The following is a 19,988-nucleotide window of genomic DNA, read 5'->3' as shown; positions in this document are numbered from 1 at the left end:
CTGAAGAGTCTTGCTAGCTATTCTCGATTCAAAGGTTTTTTATCGGCTATGAACTTAGGTAGCTTGTATTCAATAAACAGGAAGGAAATCACTCGTAATATAATTGGATATAATGCTATGATACCAATTAAATCTCCTAGATACCCAAGCGTTTCGGTGAATAACATCCATGTTGCAAGGGCCAGCATCAGGATGAAAGATATATTTCCGGACGTACCGTTTACTGGAATCCACATATTTCGTGCTACTGTTTCTTCCTTTTCCATTTCCTCAAAACACTCGACATGAAAGGATTTAATTCGAAACCATTTCGATGCAGTTAAAAGCTCATCACGATCCCGTATCGCCTTCCCACAAATATTGCAGACTTTATGACTCAAGTAGACTCCCCCTTTTTATTTAAAGCTGTTATTGGAAAAATTGTTGTATTGTTAACTTCGCAGTAGATGTAAGATGCGACGTAACTCTAGCGTATTTTCCAATGATCGATAAGATGAGTGCACAACCATCGCTCTGGAAATACACTTCGCTTTCACCCAAGGGCACAAGTGCGACATCTACTCAAACTCCCTTTGGTCGTTTTCATAGTGTCTTCTTTGCCGCGGGCGATCGGTGAGCCTCCTCTCTAACGCTGCGGGGGCTCACCTATCTCTTTGCTCCCACAGGAGTCTCCGTGTATTTCCTCCGCTAAAAAACGGCGCCTCATTCGTCGATTTAGAGGTAAACTATTGGCAATCAAAAGCTTTAGCCACGCATTCATCAGAACACTCCTATAGTGGAGGCAGAATACGGAGACTCCTATGGGAGGAAGCGTGGTGAGGAAAAGCGTCATTTAATTTCCTTAAGCATTTGAACCACATCATCCTTTGCAGTTTCACTCTTGTAGGATTTCATACGATCTAATATCTGATCTCTTTCATTCCACAGCTTATTCAGCTCATTAAGGAAACGCTCTTCGTTTAGTTCCTCTTCTTCAATCACATGAGCAAAGCCCTGTTTTTCAAAAGAGTTGGCATTCAGAATTTGATCTCCCCTACTTGCCTGTCTGGACAATGGAATGAGAAGCATAGGCTTGTGTAAGGCTAAAAATTCATAAATGGAATTGGATCCCGCCCGTGAGACAACAAAATCAGTTGCTGCAAGTAGGTCCTTTAATTCATCCTGAACATATTCAAATTGTTTATAACCATACTTATGAATAGAGGGATCAACTTTTCCTTTTCCGCAAATATGAATGATTTGGTATTTTTCTAATAATCGATTTAAATTCCCGCGGATGATCTCATTCAATTTTTGGGAACCAGAACTTCCACCCATAATCAAAATAGTGGGCTTATCGCTCACAAAATCACAGCGATTTAGTCCTGCTTGTTTACTGCCCTGGAAAAGCTCATCTCGAATTATAGCGCCAATCCATTCTGCTTTCTTTTCAGGGAGGTAGTTCATGGTTTCCGGAAAAGTAGCTAGCACTTTACGTGCAAAAGGAAAAGCAAGTTTATTAGCAAGACCTGGTGTATAATCAGATTCATGAACGATGGCCGGAATGCCCTTAAGCTTCGCTGCCGTCACAACAGGTACAGCTACAAAGCCCCCTTTTGAAAATATAACACGTGGCTTGATTTTAGATAGCAACCTTAGGGATTGCCAAGTTCCTTTTAGGACACGAAATGGGTCCTTAAAATTTTCTTTATCGAAGTAACGGCGGAGTTTACCTGTTGAAATACTATGATAGGTGACATTTTCAAGAGGCTCGATTAATTCACGCTCAATCCCTTTATGTGAACCAATATAGTGAATCTCCCAATTTTCTTTGATAAACTCTGGTATTAAGGCTAGGTTTACAACTACATGCCCTGCTGTACCTCCGCCAGTAAATACTATTGTTTTCTTTCTCATGTATTTTGGTCGTCCTTTCTAATCTTTCTATGATGAAAGTAAAGTATATAAATAATCACTGATTCCTTTGAAATAACAACTCATTATATCGTAAAAGAAATTACTTAGAAAAGGAAGTACTTTATGTATCCAACAAACACATTAACAGAAAAAAGCCGCTTATTTTTAACCATTCTATTCCCTATTTTAGTAACCCAAATCGGTATGTATGCCATGAACTTCTTTGATACTGTCATGTCCGGTCGGGCAGGGGCTAAAGATTTAGCCGGAGTTGCAATAGGTTCAAGCATATGGCTACCTGTTTTCACAGGGCTTAATGGTATATTATTAGCTATTTCACCCATTGTTGCCCAACATATGGGGGCAAATCAACGTGGTCATGTGTCAGAATCTGTAAAGCAAGGGATTTATTTAGCTATTGCACTGGCCGTATTTGTATTTATCGTTGGTGCTTTTGTGCTAGATCCCATATTAGGTCTTATGAATTTATCAAAGGAAGTGGAGCATGTTGCTAGGTATTATTTAGTAGCGTTAGGCTTAGGGATTGTTCCGTTATTTGTTTTTAATTTAATCCGCTCTTTTATTGATGCTTTAGGTCAAACTAGGATTTCCATGTTTATTATTTTGCTATCCTTACCTATTAATGCCATTTTAAATTATCTATTTATCTTTGGGAAGTTTGGCATGCCAGCATTAGGTGGAATTGGTGCTGGTGTAGCGTCAGCCTTGACCTATTTTGTTTGTTTACTCGTATCAATCATCGTGTTATTAAAAATGACACCATTTACAACATTTCATATTTTTAAGAAGTGGAAACGGCCATCCATTCATTCCTGGTGGGAACAATTAAGGATTGGAATCCCCATTGGTTTTGCCATCTTTTTTGAAACCAGTATTTTTGCAGCTGTAACACTATTTTTGAGTAAATATGACACGGCTACAATCGCTGCACACCAGGCCGCGATGAATTTTCAATCTCTCTTATATATGGCCCCATTAAGCATTGCCATGGCATTAACCATAGCGGTAGCCTTTGAGATTGGTGGCGGGCGTTATCAAGATGCAAAGCAATATAGTGTGATTGGAATTGTAACAGCAATCAGTCTAGCCGTTATAGGTGGAGCAATTATGGTGGTATTTGATGGTGGAATTGCCAGGTTATATTCTGAAGAAACAGAAGTGATACAATTAATCCCACATTTTCTGTTATATGCTGTCTTTTTTCAGCTATCAGATGCAATTCAAGCACCAATACAGGGCATCTTAAGGGGCTATAAGGATGTCAATGTAACGTCCATAATGGCGTTTATCTCCTATTGGGTCATCGGACTCCCTCTAGGAATTGTTCTGGCTAACTACACTGATTTTGGCCCATTTGGTTATTGGATTGGTTTAATCGCCGGACTTTCAGCAGGCGCCCTGACGTTGGGATTACGACTTATATTTATCCAGAAAAAACATAAAAGTCTGGTTACCTCAAGTTAGAGGACCAGACTTTTTTATGACTATAAAGCATTATGGCATTATTTCAATTACCAAACCAGTAATCGTAGCTGATAGAATAGATGCTAATGTAGCACCGATTAATAATTTCATACCGAACTTTGATACATCTCCAGCTTTTTTAGCATCGATACCTTGAACTGTACCAGCAATAATCCCAATTGAGGAGAAGTTCGCAAAGCTAGTTAAAAATACAGAAACAATTCCGACCGTTTTCTCACTCATATGCTCCATCATAGGTTCAAATTCAAGCATAGCAACAAATTCGTTTGTCACAATTTTCGTTCCCATAATACTACCCGCATCAATTACTTCACCAGGTGCAATTCCCATTAGCATCCCGATTGGAGCAATAATATAACCTAAAATCTCTTGTAGCGTAATTCCGGCAAACACGAACTGGATCAACCAGTTTACAAAGTTCAATGCGGCAATAAACGCTACTAGCATAGCCGCAACAATTAATGCAATTCTTCCACCATCTAAGGCTCCATTACCCATGGCTTCAAAAAAGCTTTTGGCTTCAGAAACGTTTTTTACATCAACGATATCCTCATCCTTCTCCACTTTTACAGGAGCTATAATAGATGCGATTATCAGCGCACTAAACATATTCAATGGTAGTGCAACCAGTACATATTCTGGAGGAATCATTTGCATATATGCCCCAACAATTGATGCAGATACAGATCCCATTGCAGACGCACTTACAATATATAGACGGTTTCGATCTAAGTAGTGAAACTGTGATTTAATAGCCAAAAGCGCTTCTGACTGACCAAAAAAGATACTGTTTACCGCGTTAAAGGACTCGACTCTCGGTAGTCCCGTAACCTTCGATAAAACCCATCCAATATATTTAATAATAAAAGGTAAAATTTTCAAATGTGTTAGAACGGCCAATAATGTGGAGAAAAAGATAATAATTAACAGTACATTAAAGAAGAATGTACCTGACCAACCTTCAACCCCACCTAAAATAAATTCTACTCCATCCATTCCAAACTCAATAAGTTTATTAAAGCCTGCAGAAATTTTGTCAATAATAATTCGTCCAATTTCCGTGCTAAATAAAAATAGTGTTATTAAAAACTGGGCGATTAACATAATAATAATGCCCTTATAATTAATTATATTCCTGTCGTTTGACATTAAATAAGCAATAGCTAGTACTATAACAATGGCTAAAAGTCCTAATAAAATATCCACCTTTCACATGCCTCCTTAAACATACTGTTGTTATTGTTTGTGGTTTTTTGAGCTTTCATCCAACATATAATGAAATTTTTTTCTTTACCAACACAAAAACGAGGGGTGTTGTCTCCTCGTTTTTTAACCTTTTACTTTAATTCGTCTTAGTAAATATAGAAAATAAGGCGCACCTATAACGGCTGTGAAAATCCCTGCTGGAACTTCTACAGGTGGTGCTACACCTCGTCCTAAAGCATCAGCCAATAAGACGATAATCATACCAGTTAATGCGGATGCCGGAAGTAAAATTTTGCTTCGATTACCGACCAGTTGACGTGCAATATGAGGAGCGATTAATCCGATAAAACCTAAAGATCCAACCACTGCTACACTGGCACCTGCTAAGGCAACCGATAGACATAACAATAATATTCGGGTCCGTTTTACGCTTTCCCCTAAACCTTGTGCTACCTCATCCCCTAGAGATAAGACATCAAGCTTTATCGCTACCATTATGCTCAATGGAACCAGTATGACTATGAATGGCGCCAAGAGAGCTACATCATTCCAGTCATTTCCCCATATGCTTCCTGTTAGCCAAACTAAAGCGGCATTAATCTCTACAGGGAACTTGACCATTAAAAATTGAATACCGGCCTGACAAACAGCACCAATTGCAATCCCTACCAAAGCCAATGTTGATGGGTTCACACCTTGCTTGTACGCAAATATATACAGAAACAAAGTAACCATTCCCGCCCCAACAAAAGCCGCTAATGGTAGAGCAAATACAGGCGAGTTTGGGATTAAAATAATGATCATTGCAGCAGCTAAACCCGCTCCCTTTGTAATCCCGATAACATCAGGAGAGGCTAGAGGATTTCGAATCACCCCTTGCAAAATAGCTCCTGAGACCCCAAGTCCTGCACCTACTAGCAATGCGAGCACAACTCTTGGAAAACGATAATTTTCCAAAATAAAAACATGATTTCCTGAATCCAAACCCAAAACAGTTGACATGACTCGAATCGGGGAAACAAATACCGCTCCAATACCAGATGCAACGATTGCCACAAGAATCGTTATAATCCCTAATAACGGCAACCAAAATTTTGGCCCACTTGTTTTCATCTTACTTCCCCCCCTTACGTGCAAGATAGAGGAAGTATGGTCCTCCAATTAAGGCTGTCACTATCCCGACTGGTGATTCAGATGGAAATGAGATGAAACGGGACAATACATCTGCACTAACTAAGAGAACTGCACCTAATAAGGCAGAGCATGGAATGACATGTATATAATCCACTCCTACCAGCTTTCTAGCTATATGAGGGATGATTAATCCAACAAATCCAATTGGTCCAGCAACTGCAACAGATGCTCCAGCTAATAAAATGACCAACATTGCAGATGCAATACGTATCCAACCAATCTTTTGACCTAATCCCTTTGCTACATCATCACCAAGTGACAGTAAGGTTAACGGTTTGGCTATTAAGAGAGCTAATATCATACCGGCGATTAACCAGGGAAGAATGGTCTCAACATGTCCCCAATCTGTCCCGTCAATGGCACCTGCCAACCAGAATAGAACATCTTCCGTAGATTCCTCATGAAAGATAATCAAACCTTCTATAATCGATGTTAAAAATAGATGCATAGTGATCCCAGCTAAAGCCAACTTTACAGGGTTCATACCACCTGGTGATGCCAATGCATATACCGTCAATCCGCCGATAGCTGCACCCAAAAAGGCAAAATAAACCATTGTTGTTTGTGAAAATATTGGAAAGAGAATTACTATAATCACTAACACTAATGAAGCCCCAGCATTCACTCCAAAGATTTGCGGGGATGCCAGTGGATTTCTTGTAATGCCCTGCATTAAAGCTCCTGCTATCGCTAAACTTGCCCCAATCAAGATTCCAATGATAGCTCTTGGTAATCGTACATCTTGGATAATGAGAACTTCTTTCGTCTCTTGATTTGAGAATAAGGAAGCTAAAACCGTTACAAAGTCAATTTGATATGCCCCCACACTTAAACTAAATAGGAAACTAAAAAACAATAAAATTAGACCTACAAAATAAGTGAGGAATATCCGATACATTCCTATATCCTTTTTTTGTTGATGAATCCCATCCTTATTCATACCACCACACCTTAATTAGAAAACGCAACTAATCGCCTAAAAGGGCGAAAATACACTTAACCCGGAATCCTTAAAGTGAAAAAAGGTGGAGAATATCCTCCACCTCCTCACCACTATTGATTATATAGATGATTGATTGCACTTTCTAGTATTTTTTCAGAAGAAATTAATCCTCTAAATCTTGACCACATATTCCGATCGACAGAATAAAGGGCATCGTTTTGATTAGCATTAACCTCTTGCCAAAGAGGTTTATCTTCCCAATCGTCAATAATAGTCTGTTCACCGGATTCCATTAAAAACATAACATCAGGATTAAATTGAACTACTTGCTCAAGGTTGATTTTATTATAACGATCATCACCATCTTGGATGGCATTCTTTAATCCAATAGATTCTAGTAAAGATCCTGTGTAAGATTCAAAATTATGAGCATAAACAGCATCAGCAGTTACCACTGCAGGCATAACCGTCCTTGTCTCATCTTCTGGAACTTGAGCTCTGAGTTCTTCCATTCGTTTTTTATGTTCCTTTAATATTTCTTGCCCTTCTTCTTTTTTCCCAACTGCTTCGGAAACAGTTTCAAAGCTTGATAAAATTTCTTCATAATCTGCAGACAGTGAAGAAAGGACAATTGTAGGTGCAATGTCGCTTAACTGGTCATATATATCTTTGTGTCGCTGTAGGTCAGCAATGATTAAGTCTGGTTGTAAGGAGCTAATCACCTCTAAGCTAGGCTGTTTACGTGTTCCCACTGATGTATAATCGCCAATCTTTTCTTTTATAGGAGCAATAATTCGATTTTCGTCATCGTCATCAGCTATGCCTACAGGAGAGATGCCAAGGGAAGCTAGTGCGTCCACATAAGAGAATTCAAGGGCGACAATATTTTCTGGCTGTCCTTTAATTTTCGTGCTACCCATTTCATGTTCAATTACACGTGCATCATCACTGTTTTCTGCGCTTCCTTGATTTTCATTATCATTCGTTCCTTCATTCTCTGTTCCACAGGCTGCCAAGAAAAAGATAAGTATACCAATTAGAACAAAAAAGCTTTTCTTCATTATGTAATTCCCCTTTCATTGCTATAAGTGAAAATAATTCTCAAATAGTACGCTTTAATGATAATCATTTTCAATTAATTTGTCTAGTGGTTTTCATATCTTTATTTGTATAATTGCGAAAGTTTTTTGAAGAAGAAAAGCCCTTGTATAAATAACAAGGGCTTTTCCTCCTATTTCTTAATAAACATCTGCGTCCAATAATGTCCGTAGCTTCCTCCTTGTGCATAGCCTACACCAATATGAGTCATGTCTGGGTCTAGAATATTTTTGCGATGCCCGGGACTATTCATCCAGGAACGAACTACCTCTTGTGGTGTTCTTTGACCCGCTGCAATATTTTCAGCAGCCTTTCGATAGGAAATATTAAAATTCTTCATCATTGTAAAAGGTGATCCATAGGTTGGTGAAGTATGCGAGAAGTAGCCTTGATCACGCATATCCTTCGATTTATAACGGGCTACTCTAGCTAATTGCCAATCAAAGGTTAAAGGGCCTAAACCATTTTGAGCACGATAATCGTTGGTAATTTTCGCAACCTGCTGCTCCACTGACTGGGTACCCTTTGCCAACGGAATGGTGACTTTATCACCTGGATAAATTAAATCAGGATTACTAAATTGGGGATTGGCATTAATAATTTCGGATAGCCCAACCTCATACCTAACAGAAATTTTCCAAAGTGTATCGCCGCGCTTTACTGTATATGTATCCGTTTGAGCAGCAACATCCATACTTTGAACTGTTAATAAAAGCAGCATGATGCCTAATGTAGTTAACCATTTCTTCACCTTAATCTCTCCTTTCTTTGAAAATCACCATTAGTATGTGTAAATAGTTGTTAATCATGTAAATGAAATGAAATTTTTGTAAAAATCCTTCTTGAGCAGGAGTCATTCGTGTCCGTGTTGTTTTATAATTTATATATCGATTTGATCAGGAGGGTTATTAATGGGGGAAATTGGAAGTGAAAATTGGAATCTAGATTCGCTTTATGAGGGAGTGAGCGAATCTACTAGATTGAAAGATTGTATACATAACCTTAAGCAAGACATTCGAAAACTAAAGGAAGAATTAGCTAGATATAAAAATTTGAGTGAGCAATCCATCCTTGTCAGTATTATTAAAAAGGTACAAGCATCAATGAAGCAAGCCTTTGAGATTGATGATTTTCTGATTTGTGCCTCCTCTGCTGATGTAAAGAATAAAGATGTCTCTAAGTTACTAGAAGAAAGTGCCCACCTTAAAGCAAATCTTGACTCCATCAATGTTGAAATAAATCAATTACTAGGAAGCCTCACAGACCTGGAGTGGAATCACCTGCTCCAATTCCCAGAAATCAAACTGAATCAATTTTATTTAGAGGAGCGAAGACAAAAAGCGAGGGATCAGCTTCCAGTCGAATTAGAAAAAGTTATTAGTCAATTATCCGTAAATGGATTTAAAGGCTGGGAAAATCATTACGATCAATTCATATCCGAGTTAGAAATTCCTGTTAGGAAAGATGGAAATCAAAAGATGCTTTCTATAGCCCAGGCGTTTAATGAGGCCATGTTTTCTAGCGACCGTGAAGAACGCCAACAAATTGCCCAATCTCTACATCATATTTGTAATCAAAATGCTGAGACCTTTGCTTCGATTCTGAATCGTATTGCCGGATTTCGTTTAGACGTGTATCGACTAAGAGGATGGGATCATCTATTAAAAGAGTCACTAGAACAAAATCGTATTCAAGAACAAACATTGCAGATGATGTTGACAACCATTAAAGAAAATCAAGGGATCCTAAAATCATTTTTAAAACGAAAAGCTAAAGTTTTACGAGTAGATTCAATAGGGTGGTATGATATTCTATCTCCAAGCTTTACATCAAACCAAAAATTAACATATCAAGAGGCTATGAATACAGTCATTCAGCAATTCCATCGTTTTAGTGAAAAACTCGGGAATTTTGCAGAGAGGGCCTTTCAAAATGGTTGGGTGGAGGCTGAAAATCGGGGAGACAAGGCACCTGGGGCATTTTGCGCCTCCATGCCAGTAGCTAAGGAGAGTCGTGTTTTTCTAACGTTTGCTGGTCATAAGCAGGATGTGGTGACGATGGCCCATGAACTTGGTCATGGCTATCATAATGCAATATTGCATGAAGAGCCCTTTTTCTCCCAGCAGAAAGGTACGAGTGTAGCTGAAACAGCCTCGACGTTTGCGGAGAACTTAGTCCTGGATGCTGCCATAAACCAAGCAGACAACGATGAAGAAAAACTAGCTCTACTAGAAATGAAAATTATGAGTAGCTTAATTTATTTAGGCTTAATTCCTATTATGTTTGACTTTGAATGGAATCTCTATCAAAAACGAAAGGATGGGCTACTTTCAGGTGAAGAAATTTCTGATTTAATGAAAAAAGCAGCCGCGAACAGTTTTTATGATGGAATTGTTGAGGAAATGGACAGCTTTCAATGGATTACTACTGGTCATTTTTATGACATGGAAAAGGCTTTTTATAATATTCCCTATACAGTGGGCTTCATGTTTAGTAATGGAGTTTATGCACGGGCAAAAGAGGAAGGTAGTTCATTTCAAAAACAATATGATGAACTGCTGCAAAATTCCGGGAGAATGTCTGTGGAGCAGCTTGCAGAAACATACTTAGGTGTGGATATTCAAACGAAGGCGTTTTGGGAAACATCTCTTCAACCAACTGTTGATGCCATACAGAAATATAAAGAGCTGTCAGAGAAATTGATAAAAAAATGAACATGAGCGGAGACACCTTTTAAAAGGCTCCGCTCTCTTAGATTATAATTGTAAATTTTCCAATTGGTTTAATAAATTGTTAATCTCATTGATTGTCCGTATTAGTTGAGAGTTTTCTAGCTGTTCAATAGCAATGTTTCCGTTTTCCATAACTTGATTAATGGTGGTTTCTAAATTTTCGCTATGATTGACTAATTGTTGATGTAAATCCTCTGCTACGGCTGGTGGCTCCATTTGCAGAAATTGATCCACCTCACCTTGTAATCCTTCCAGCTGCTGCTGTAATTCTTGTTCTACTTCTGGATTGCTATTCGCCTCTTCAATTAACTGAGGAGCCTCTGCTCCAAAGTCACTCAATGTCTGAATATAATCCTTCGTTTCATTCACATAATCAAGTGATTCATTGACTTCATTAAATAATGAACAGCCTGTTAGTAATATTGTGAGCAAGATAAATAAACCAGCTATCTTTTTCATATCAAACTCTCCTTTTTTCCTATATATCTTTAGATTACCATATTTACCAAAAAAATAGTGAGGTAGATACCTCACTAAGTGAAAGGATGAATCATAACCTATACTTCCTCTGCCTCTTTTTTGAAAAATTCCTTCATCGCATGAAATACATCTGCTCTCCGTTTCAGCACATAATATCGAAATTTCGGATCATCAAATTTGTTGTACGCTGACATTAAGGTAGAATGGCGATTATATTGATTAACTTCTCCATAGCAGAACATACTTGATTTTTCCATTAAATCCTCTACTAATCTTACACAATTACGATTATCAGAAGTTAAATTATCTCCATCTGAAAAGTGGATCGGGTAAATGTTGTAACGGGATGGACTGTATTTTCCTTCAATGACCCCTAAGGCTTTTCGGTAGGCTGAAGAACAAATGGTTCCTCCACTTTCACCTTTTGAGAAGAATTCATCCTCCGTTACTATTTTCGCTTCTGTATGATGAGCAATAAATTCAATATCGACCGTATCATAATTCTTTCGTAAAAACCTTGTCGTCCAAAAGAAAAAGCTGCGAGCCATGTACTTTTCCCACATTCCCATCGAACCAGATGTATCCATCAGGGCTAATATAACAGCCTTAGAATCTGGTTTTTCAATATCCTCCCATGTTTTAAAACGAAGGTCATCCGGATAGATTGGTGAAAACGATGCCTCTCCTTCTTGAGCATTTCGCTTTAACGTTTCTTTAAGCGTCCTCTTCTTATCAATATTTCCTGTTAAACCTGTTTTACGCAAGTCTCTAAATTCCGTATCCGTGTTAACAATTTCGTCCTTCTCTTTTTCCTCTAAATTCGGCAGCTCTAAATGCTGAAAAAACTCCTCCTCCAATTCAGCAAAGGAAACCTCAGTTTCATAGTAATCTTGACCTGGTTGGTCTCCAGCCTGCTGATCTTGACCCTGAGCTTGCTGATCTGGTTTCCCATCCTTCGCTACAACGTCGCCCACTTTGCTGTCTCCCTGCCCTTGGCCAGCATGCTTATTTTTATCGAAATTATACCTAATTTTATACTCATTTAAGGAACGAACAGGAATTTTGATGACGTCTTTCCCTTTCGACATAATTACATTTTCTTCTGTAATTAAATCTGGCAATCTTTTTTTAATGGCATCTTTTACCTTTTCCTGGTGACGTTTTTGATCGTCATAGCCTTTTTTATGGAGAGACCAATCTTCTTCCGATATCACAAAACTCTTCTTATCATCCATTAATCTCCCCCCTAAGAATTTATTACTCTATCTTATGCAGGAGTTGGACTTCTCTTCACAAAAAAATGAAATTTATGCAAATTTAGTGCAGGATTCATGGTCTTTGATAAGGTAAATTAGGATTAGTGCTTGAGGGTCTGGAGGTGGGGGAAGCTGTAAGGTCAGTAATTGCGTCGGTTACGGTAAAATTCACGTCAAACTCATTGATAATCAAGTCTGTTGCTAATAGAATCGTTTCAAAAGCTATCCCGATTACGTCGTTTTCACATTAATTATGTCAACATCCATTTATCACGCAGAATCAATAAAAATTACGTCTGCAAAGCTTGTAATCACGTCGCTTCAAGCACTAATCATGTCTCCCTCCCCCTCTCTTATAACTTACAAAACAGCAAACATAAAAAAAAACCACCATGCCGCAGCATAGTGGTGCTCTTCTTAATCCTATATTAACCTTCAAGTAACAAGCTATATGGATCTTCAAGCAATTGCTTGATACGTACTAGGAATTGTACAGCTTCACGTCCGTCAATGATACGGTGGTCATAGGACATGGCCAAATACATCATTGGGCGAACCTCGATGGAATCATCTGGCATCACCATAGCACGTTTTTGAATGTTGTGCATACCTAGGATACCAACCTGAGGTGAATTCAAGATTGGTGTAGATAGCATGGAACCAAATGTTCCGCCATTTGTAATGGTGAAGGAACCACCTTGTAGATCTTTTAGGCCTAGTTTATTGTCACGAGCTTTTTTCGCTAGGTTGCCAATTTCTTTTTCAATCTCAGCAAAGCTTAAGCGATCTGCATCACGGACAACTGGTACCACAAGACCTTCTTCTGTTGAAACGGCTACACCTACATCATAGAATTTCTTCATGACGATTTCGTCGCCTTGAATTTCAGCATTTACAAGTGGGAATTCTTTAAGAGCTCCAACTACTGCCTTCGTAAAGAAGGACATAAATCCAAGCTTTACGCCATGCTTTTGTAGAAATTCTTCTTTACGCTCTGAACGTAATTTCATAACATTTGTTAAATCTACTTCATTAAATGTAGTCAACATTGCAGCTGTTTGTTGGGCTTCAACTAAACGTTTTGCAATGGTTTGGCGACGACGAGACATTTTAATTCGCTCTACAGGCTTATCAAACTCAGTCTTTTCAGAGCTTTTCGCCTCAGCTTTACCAGCACTCTTAGCAGCCTTCTTATCGCTTTCTGCCTTCTCACGTGCTGCTTGCTCTACATCCTCAACACGAATGCGTCCTAGTGGATCTTTTGGATAAAGCTCATTTAAATCAATGCCTAGCTCACGAGCACGTTTTCTAGTTGCTGGAGATGCAACAGGTGCTTGCGTTTCGTCTTGCTCTTCTTGTTCTTCTTGCTTAGGTTCAGGAGCTGGTTCAGCCGCCTTTTCCTCTTTTGATGCAGGAGCTTCCTCTGCTTTAGCTTCTCCGCTATCAGCACTAGCTCCGCCACCTGCCGTACCATTTTCATCTACCTTTGCAATCACGTCGCCAACTTCAACATCTTCCCCTTCGCCAGCAACAACCTCAACGATTACACCTGCATAATCAGAGTTCACTTCAACATTCACTTTGTCTGTTTCAAGTTCAACGACAGCATCGCCTTTTTCGACTTTATCACCTTTTTTAACCAGCCACTCGGCTATGGTACCTTCTGTGATGGATTCAGCTAGTTCAGGAATTTTTATTTCTTTCACTTGGAATCTCCTCCTTTAGAGAGTGTCTCATTTATGATGCGACTTTGCTCTGATTTATGAACATTAGGTTCACCAACTGCAGGTGAAGAACGTCTTGGACGACCAATATAATGAATGGACTCCTTATCCTTCGCAATCTCATAAAGTTCCTCTTTTACATAATCCCAGCTTCCTGCATTTTTCGGCTCTTCTTGTAGCCAAACAATCTCTTCTACATTTTTATAACTAGCCAAGATTTCTGCAACCTCTTTCGCCGGGAACGGATAAATTTGCTCTACCCGAAGTACGTGTAACCAATCTAGATTATCATCAGCAGCTTCAATGGCATCTGCAAGCTCTACCATAACCTTTCCGCTACCGAGTACGACACGTTTTACTTTTGTCTTCTTGCTACCTAGACCAGGCTGTTCAAGAACCGGTTTAAACTTGCCTTCCGTAAATTCTTTATGTTCTGCCGCTACACGCTGGTTACGCAATAGACTCTTTGGTGTCATCACCACAAGTGGGCGAGCCGAATCTTTTCCGCCAATTGCAGCTTGTCTGCGGAGTAAATGGAAATACTGAGCAGATGATGTTACGTTCGCAACTGTCCAGTTATTTTCCGCCGAAAGCTGAAGGTAACGCTCTAAGCGAGCACTTGAATGTTCAGGTCCTTGCCCCTCATAGCCGTGTGGAAGGAGTAAGACCATGTTTGATTTCTGACCCCATTTTGCACGACCTGCAGCAATAAATTGATCTAAAATGACTTGACCGGTATTGGCAAAATCTCCAAACTGCGCTTCCCAGAAAACTAATGTTTCAGGGGACTGCACACTATAACCATATTCAAAGCCTAATACACCAGCTTCAGAAAGTGGACTATTGTATATATCGAAGGATGCTTCCACACCCTCTAATCCGTGCAGTGGACTATAGGTTTCTTCTGTTTCTACATCATGTAAAACGGCATGACGATGTGCAAACGTACCACGCTCTGAATCCTGACCAGTGATTCGGATTGGTGTACCATCCTTTAATATGGAGGCGAATGCTAGTGCCTCACCTAATGCCCAGTCTACTTTGTTGCCATCATCAAGACCCTTGCCACGTTTTTTCAAGATACGCTCTAGTTTTTTAAATACAGCAAAGCCTTCAGGTCGTTTCAACATATCTTCGTTTAAGGATTTTAATGTATCTAATGGGACAGCTGTTTCGATTTTGTCTAATCCATTAGTTACTGCCTCTGGAACGACAACCTCTTCAGGCTCATCGTCTTCTTCCCTCATGCTATCATATACGGACTTATAATGATTGCTAGCATCTTCTTTTACCTGCGCAAATTCCTCATCAGTAAGGACACCTTCTTGTTTCAATTGCTCGGCATAAACATGAAGTACGGATTCGTGCTGGTCAATGTCCTGGTATAAATATGGTTGTGTTGAGCGTGGCTCATCCATTTCGTTATGTCCATAACGACGGTAACCCACTAAATCAATTAAAATATCTTTATGAAACTTCTTTCGGTACTCATAAACGAAACGAACTGCTGTTAAACAGGCTTCAGGGTCATCCGCATTGACGTGAATAACGGGAATCTCAAATCCTTTCGCCAGGTCACTAGCATACGTAGTTGAACGCCCATCCATGTTATTTGTTGTAAAACCAACTAGGTTGTTCCCAATAATATGAATGGTTCCACCAGTTTGATAGCCTTTTAGACGTGATAGGTTTAACGTCTCAGCTACAACACCCTCACCAATAAACGCTGCGTCACCATGAATTAAAATACTGAACCCATTATCAGGATTGTGCTTGGAATATCCTTTATTTGAACGATCATCCTGTGCCGCACGAGTATAACCCTCCACAACTGGATTCACAAATTCTAAGTGTGATGGGTTATGAGCAAGTGTTACACGAGTACTTTTCTCATTATTTCCCTTCACATCACGATCAGCACCAAAGTGATATTTTACATCTCCAGTCCAACCATAGTTAATTCCTGTTGAACCTTCTGATGGAATAAGCTCCTTATCTGGTGAATGATGAAATTCGGAAAAAATCTTATCATAAGGCTTACCTAACACATTAGCCAGTACGTTTAACCGCCCACGGTGAGCCATGCCCATCATGACATGCTCAACAGCATCATTGTTGGCTTCATTAATCATTTGATTAATCATGGGCACCATAATATCTAAACCTTCAATTGAAAAACGTTTTTGACCAACAAAGGTTTTACCTAAAAATTGTTCAAAGCCTTCTACCTCAGCCAGGCTCTTTAAAAGCTCTTTCTTTTGTTCAGCACTTGGAGAAGCCTTGAATTTCTCTGCTTCAACATTTTGCTGCAACCATTCACGTTCTTCATCATCATGAACATGGTAAAACTCATAGGAAATTTTCCCTGAGTATATTTCTTTTAAGCTATGGACAACATCCAAGCCGTTCTTCACATTGCTTGGTGCGTTTTTCCATAACCATTTTGCTGGAATCGTTCTCAAATCTGCCTCTGTTAAACCATACGTTTTTGGATCCACTAGAGCCGAGTAACGATTCTTTTTTCGCCCGACTGGATAAATATCTGCCTCTAAATGACCATGACGTCGAATGGCTTCAACTAGTTTCATTGCCGTGCTTACCTTGGTAACATCCTGGTCAGATATTCCTTGTGAACCTACTTGTGGTGCAGTACCTGTAGACATCCATTCAGGTGCACCATGTTCATCAAAAATACTTCGTAATGACGGATCAACCGATTCAGGGTCTTCCAAAAACAATTCGTATTGTTCTTCAATGTAACCCATGTTTGGGCCGTGAAACTGATCCCATATACTTTCATTTGACCCTTTGTTTGTCACTGTACACTACCCCCATTAGAAATTCGTAAACGTATACATAGCTACTATTATAAAACTACACCCCTAAGGTCTCAACTTATTTTACCTAATAATTTGTTGTTTTTAAAACAATAGGTAAAAGTGGGTGTTTCTGCTTACATCTTTACCATACCTAATCAGTATATAAAAAAAAAGCATAACAGAAAAGTCTGTGAGTCAAGAAATTTCAAGTTTTTTTAATTATTATGTCTTAATTTAGCAGATACATGTTTAAAGCAAGATTTATCGGTGTAAAGCATGGTATATAGTTTGCTGTAGCATGCGTATTACATGCTCGTCATCCTGAGAATAATAGATTGTCGTCCCTTCCCTCCGAAACTTGACCAATCGTAAGTTTTTTAAATAGCGAAGTTGATGGGAAACATTAGATTGCTTCAGTTGTAGTATTTCTGCGATTTGACTAACGGAATACTCCCGGTTCGATAATAAAGAAAGGATTCGTAACCGGGTTGGATCTGATAAAGCTTTAAAGGTTTGTGAGACCACAAAAAGTGTTTCTTCGTCTAGTTCTTCGTATTGTTTTTTCTCTTCATTCATCAGTTGTTCCCCCATTAATTACAATTTTCTTCTGTCTCATGAAATTTAGAACCTTCACCTTCTATTTGAATGGTTGTGTGCTTTAGCTCAAATTCTTCGTGCATAAGCTTTGATGCTGTTTGTAATAAATCATCTCGATCGGATTGTTGTTCTACAATCACATGACAAGTCAGGGTGGGAAAGTCAGATGTAATCGTCCAAACATGTAAGTCATGGACTCCAATTACTCCTGGTAAGCTCTTCAGCTTTGTCTCTACCTGTTTAAGATCAATATGACTTGGTTTTCCTTCCATTAATACATGTACAGAGTCCTTTGTTACACGCCAACCACTTACCAATATTAAGAAGGAAACTAGAACACTTGCGATTGGATCTGCAATATTCCAGTCAAAAATAAGAATAAGCAATCCTGCAACTATGGCACCGATAGATCCTAATAAGTCACCCATAACATGGAGAAAAGCACTACGCATATTAATATTTCCACTTGTGTCACCTTTCATCAAAATCCAAGCGACAACCAAATTCACAATCAAACCAATAGTTGCTACAATCATCATTCCTGAACCGACCTGTGGTGGTTCAAGAAATCGATGATACGCTTCCCAAAAAATGTATATCGAAATGGCCAGTAAGGTAATTCCATTGATAAAGGCGGCTAATATTTCGAATCGTTTATATCCATAGGTTTTGCTTGCATTTGCTGCCTTTTCCCCCATTTTAAAGGCCAGTAAGCTCAACCCCAGAGCAGCTGCATCACTTAACATATGACCGGCATCCGAAATCAGCGCTAAACTATTGGTGATAATTCCTCCAATTACTTCCACCACCATAAATGTTCCGATTAATACAAAGCTAATCAATAAAGCTTTTTTATTTGCACCATGGCTATGACCGTGGTCATGATTATGCCCATGTGAATGTCCCAATTCCAACACCTACCTATATATGTTTATATATTCATACACTAACATATAAACGATAAAAAGCGAAGGATATATATATCCTTCGCTTTTTATTATATGAGTATGCCCAGAGGTGTGATTATAAAATTTTACTTAAGAATGATTGAGTTCTTGGATTTTGAGGGTTATCGAAGACCTGCTCAGGATCCCCTTCCTCTTGAATAATCCCTTCGTCCATAAAAATGACTCGATCCCCCACTTCTTTCGCAAATCCCATTTCGTGGGTAACGACGACCATGGTCATTCCTTCCTTTGCAAGATCCTTCATAACCTGAAGAACATCCCCTACTAATTCAGGGTCTAATGCAGAGGTTGGCTCATCAAATAACATCACTTTAGGATTCATAGCGAGTGCACGCGCAATAGCCACACGCTGTTTTTGTCCACCAGATAGACTATCCGGATACACATCAGCTTTGTCTGCAAGTCCGACTTTGTCTAGTAAGGACAATGCTGCATCTTTAGCTTCCTGCTGGGATAAGCCTTTAACTTTAATAGGAGCTAAAGTAATGTTTTCCAGTACCGATTTATGTGGAAATAAATTAAAATGCTGAAAAACCATCCCTACCTTAGTTCTTAGTTTATTAATATCGGTTGATGGATCTGTTAAATCCTCTCCATCTATGGTCACCTGTCCTGAAGTAACTTCCTCAAGAAGGTTTAAACAACGAAGGAATGTACTTTTACCAGACCCAGATGGACCAATTACACAAACCACTTCTTGTTCTTTAATTTCTGCATCAATTCCCTTTAAAACTTCTAAGTCACCAAAATATTTATGCAAATTTTTTACGGAAATCATATTATACGTCCAGCTTCCTTTCTAATCTTCTCAAGTATAGAGCGGTTGGAATGGTAATACATAGATAAAGTAAACATACCATAACTAATGTTTCGAAAACCTCAAAGGTAATATTGTAGTACTGTTTTGCCTTATAAACTAAATCGTGTACGGCAATTACGGAGAATACAGAAGTGTCCTTTAAACTAATGACGAATTGGTTACCAAGAGGTGGAATCATTCGTTTAAATGCTTGAGGCCAAATAATATAACGCATCGTTTGTTTTTGTGAAAGACCTAATGAACGGCCAGCCTCATGCTGTCCTTTATCAATAGAGTAAACGGCCCCACGGACAATTTCCGCAATATAGGCACCAGCATTAACGGCAATAGCAATAACACCTGCAGTAAATGAGTCCAAATTCAATCCGATTAAGTCTTCTGAAATACCGAAATATAAGAATAAGGCTTGAGCCAGGATCGGCGTACCTCTTACCACTTCTACATAAACCGTCCATATTGCTCGGATAATACGACTTTTAGACAGCTTACCAAGACCCGCAATTGCTCCTATGATTATACCAAAAAATAACCCAACTGCGGTAATTCCAACGGTAACTTTTAACCCATCCCACAAAAATGGTAAGGATTTTATATATGCTGAATCCATTAATGCATCTAACATTCATTAACCTCTCCTTGATTTTAAAACTTGCCACTTTATTACTCATTAGACAGTTTTTCTTTATTACTATTATTTTTACTGTGTTGATTAGAACTGTTTTTTTATTTTCTCACCCATCCGATTAAAA

At 38.9% G+C, this 19,988-nt stretch carries 17 protein-coding genes; 2 read left to right on the top strand and 15 right to left on the bottom strand.

Annotation, left to right across the window (positions count from 1 at the left end; all coding sequences use genetic code 11):
* Positions 1-17: 17 nt before the first annotated feature.
* Together GH754_RS10945 and GH754_RS10940 are read right to left on the bottom strand one after the other, a co-directional pair.
* Positions 18-380 (bottom strand): hypothetical protein, encoded by a 363-nt coding sequence (locus tag GH754_RS10945; protein ID WP_153728742.1) that lies wholly within the window; start codon positions 378-380, stop codon positions 18-20.
* 448 nt (positions 381-828) lie between these two features.
* Positions 829-1,896, bottom strand: a complete 1,068-nt coding sequence (locus GH754_RS10940) for an undecaprenyldiphospho-muramoylpentapeptide beta-N-acetylglucosaminyltransferase (protein ID WP_153728741.1) — start codon at positions 1,894-1,896, stop codon at positions 829-831.
* A gap of 123 nt (positions 1,897-2,019) precedes the next feature.
* On the opposite strand from GH754_RS10940, the gene GH754_RS10935 reads away from it, so the two are divergent.
* Complete coding sequence (locus tag GH754_RS10935) at positions 2,020-3,381, top strand: MATE family efflux transporter (RefSeq protein WP_153728740.1); 1,362 nt, start codon at positions 2,020-2,022, stop codon at positions 3,379-3,381.
* A gap of 30 nt (positions 3,382-3,411) precedes the next feature.
* On the opposite strand, the gene GH754_RS10930 is transcribed toward GH754_RS10935, so the two are convergent.
* From GH754_RS10930 to safA, 5 genes are all read right to left on the bottom strand, one after another.
* Positions 3,412-4,608, bottom strand: a complete 1,197-nt coding sequence (locus GH754_RS10930; RefSeq protein WP_323741976.1) for a NupC/NupG family nucleoside CNT transporter — start codon at positions 4,606-4,608, stop codon at positions 3,412-3,414.
* Between the two features lie 123 nt (positions 4,609-4,731).
* On the bottom strand, positions 4,732-5,721 hold the full coding sequence (locus tag GH754_RS10925; protein ID WP_153728739.1) for a FecCD family ABC transporter permease: 990 nt from the start codon (positions 5,719-5,721) through the stop codon (positions 4,732-4,734).
* A 1-nt stretch (position 5,722) separates the two neighbouring features.
* Entirely contained in the window at positions 5,723-6,700 is a 978-nt protein-coding gene (locus GH754_RS10920; RefSeq protein WP_153728788.1) for a FecCD family ABC transporter permease, read from the bottom strand.
* A 155-nt stretch (positions 6,701-6,855) separates the two neighbouring features.
* Entirely contained in the window at positions 6,856-7,806 is a 951-nt protein-coding gene (locus tag GH754_RS10915) for an ABC transporter substrate-binding protein (RefSeq protein WP_153728738.1), read from the bottom strand.
* Between the two features lie 170 nt (positions 7,807-7,976).
* Positions 7,977-8,564, bottom strand: coding sequence for a SafA/ExsA family spore coat assembly protein (safA, locus tag GH754_RS10910; protein WP_153728787.1), 588 nt, complete (start codon positions 8,562-8,564; stop codon positions 7,977-7,979).
* Between the two features lie 190 nt (positions 8,565-8,754).
* Between safA and GH754_RS10905 the strand changes: the two genes are divergently transcribed.
* On the top strand, positions 8,755-10,557 hold the full coding sequence (locus GH754_RS10905) for a M3 family oligoendopeptidase (protein ID WP_153728737.1): 1,803 nt from the start codon (positions 8,755-8,757) through the stop codon (positions 10,555-10,557).
* A 42-nt stretch (positions 10,558-10,599) separates the two neighbouring features.
* Here the strand turns inward: GH754_RS10905 and GH754_RS10900 are convergent, their stop codons facing one another.
* The 8 genes from GH754_RS10900 to GH754_RS10865 all read right to left on the bottom strand — a co-directional run bounded on the left by GH754_RS10900 (position 10,600) and on the right by GH754_RS10865 (position 19,861).
* A complete protein-coding gene (locus tag GH754_RS10900; RefSeq protein ID WP_153728736.1) occupies positions 10,600-11,034 on the bottom strand; it encodes a DUF6376 family protein in 435 nt (144 codons plus the stop codon).
* A gap of 98 nt (positions 11,035-11,132) precedes the next feature.
* Positions 11,133-12,290, bottom strand: coding sequence for a sporulation protein YhbH (yhbH, locus tag GH754_RS10895; protein ID WP_153728735.1), 1,158 nt, complete (start codon positions 12,288-12,290; stop codon positions 11,133-11,135).
* Between the two features lie 449 nt (positions 12,291-12,739).
* A complete protein-coding gene (gene odhB / locus GH754_RS10890; RefSeq protein WP_323741973.1) occupies positions 12,740-14,017 on the bottom strand; it encodes a 2-oxoglutarate dehydrogenase complex dihydrolipoyllysine-residue succinyltransferase in 1,278 nt (425 codons plus the stop codon).
* Positions 14,014-16,800, bottom strand: a complete 2,787-nt coding sequence (locus tag GH754_RS10885) for a 2-oxoglutarate dehydrogenase E1 component (RefSeq protein ID WP_153728786.1) — start codon at positions 16,798-16,800, stop codon at positions 14,014-14,016. The genes odhB and GH754_RS10885 overlap by 4 nt, the downstream gene beginning before the upstream one ends.
* Positions 16,801-17,115: 315 nt before the next feature.
* Positions 17,116-17,445 carry an ArsR/SmtB family transcription factor gene (locus GH754_RS10880; protein ID WP_153728734.1) on the bottom strand — a complete coding sequence of 110 codons (330 nt, stop codon included), beginning with the start codon at positions 17,443-17,445 and terminating at the stop codon, positions 17,116-17,118.
* A complete protein-coding gene (locus GH754_RS10875) occupies positions 17,445-18,359 on the bottom strand; it encodes a cation diffusion facilitator family transporter (RefSeq protein ID WP_153728733.1) in 915 nt (304 codons plus the stop codon). The genes GH754_RS10880 and GH754_RS10875 overlap by 1 nt, the downstream gene beginning before the upstream one ends.
* A 115-nt stretch (positions 18,360-18,474) precedes the next feature.
* On the bottom strand, positions 18,475-19,197 hold the full coding sequence (locus GH754_RS10870) for an amino acid ABC transporter ATP-binding protein (protein WP_153728732.1): 723 nt from the start codon (positions 19,195-19,197) through the stop codon (positions 18,475-18,477).
* Between the two features lies 1 nt (position 19,198).
* Positions 19,199-19,861, bottom strand: a complete 663-nt coding sequence (locus GH754_RS10865) for an amino acid ABC transporter permease (RefSeq protein WP_153728731.1) — start codon at positions 19,859-19,861, stop codon at positions 19,199-19,201.
* Positions 19,862-19,988 lie beyond the last annotated feature (127 nt).

Source organism: Salinibacillus xinjiangensis, from assembly GCF_009649735.1.
Lineage (GTDB): Bacteria > Bacillota > Bacilli > Bacillales > Alkalibacillaceae > Salinibacillus > Salinibacillus xinjiangensis.
This window is presented reverse-complemented; position numbering and strand designations above follow the sequence as displayed.

Bases quoted from the DNA above. Each gene is read 5' to 3' on its own strand.
- GH754_RS10940 (WP_153728741.1), bottom strand. From the start codon at position 1,896: ATGAGAAAGAAAACAATAGTATTTACTGGCGGAGGTACAGCAGGGCAT.
- GH754_RS10935 (WP_153728740.1), top strand. From the start codon at position 2,020: ATGTATCCAACAAACACATTAACAGAAAAAAGCCGCTTATTTTTAACC.
- GH754_RS10925 (WP_153728739.1), bottom strand. From the start codon at position 5,721: ATGAAAACAAGTGGGCCAAAATTTTGGTTGCCGTTATTAGGGATTATA.
- GH754_RS10920 (WP_153728788.1), bottom strand. From the start codon at position 6,700: ATGTATCGGATATTCCTCACTTATTTTGTAGGTCTAATTTTATTGTTT.
- GH754_RS10915 (WP_153728738.1), bottom strand. From the start codon at position 7,806: ATGAAGAAAAGCTTTTTTGTTCTAATTGGTATACTTATCTTTTTCTTG.
- safA (WP_153728787.1), bottom strand. From the start codon at position 8,564: ATGCTGCTTTTATTAACAGTTCAAAGTATGGATGTTGCTGCTCAAACG.
- GH754_RS10905 (WP_153728737.1), top strand. From the start codon at position 8,755: ATGGGGGAAATTGGAAGTGAAAATTGGAATCTAGATTCGCTTTATGAG.
- GH754_RS10900 (WP_153728736.1), bottom strand. From the start codon at position 11,034: ATGAAAAAGATAGCTGGTTTATTTATCTTGCTCACAATATTACTAACA.
- yhbH (WP_153728735.1), bottom strand. From the start codon at position 12,290: ATGGATGATAAGAAGAGTTTTGTGATATCGGAAGAAGATTGGTCTCTC.
- GH754_RS10885 (WP_153728786.1), bottom strand. From the start codon at position 16,800: ATGGGTTACATTGAAGAACAATACGAATTGTTTTTGGAAGACCCTGAA.
- GH754_RS10880 (WP_153728734.1), bottom strand. From the start codon at position 17,445: ATGGGGGAACAACTGATGAATGAAGAGAAAAAACAATACGAAGAACTA.
- GH754_RS10870 (WP_153728732.1), bottom strand. From the start codon at position 19,197: ATGATTTCCGTAAAAAATTTGCATAAATATTTTGGTGACTTAGAAGTT.
- GH754_RS10865 (WP_153728731.1), bottom strand. From the start codon at position 19,861: ATGTTAGATGCATTAATGGATTCAGCATATATAAAATCCTTACCATTT.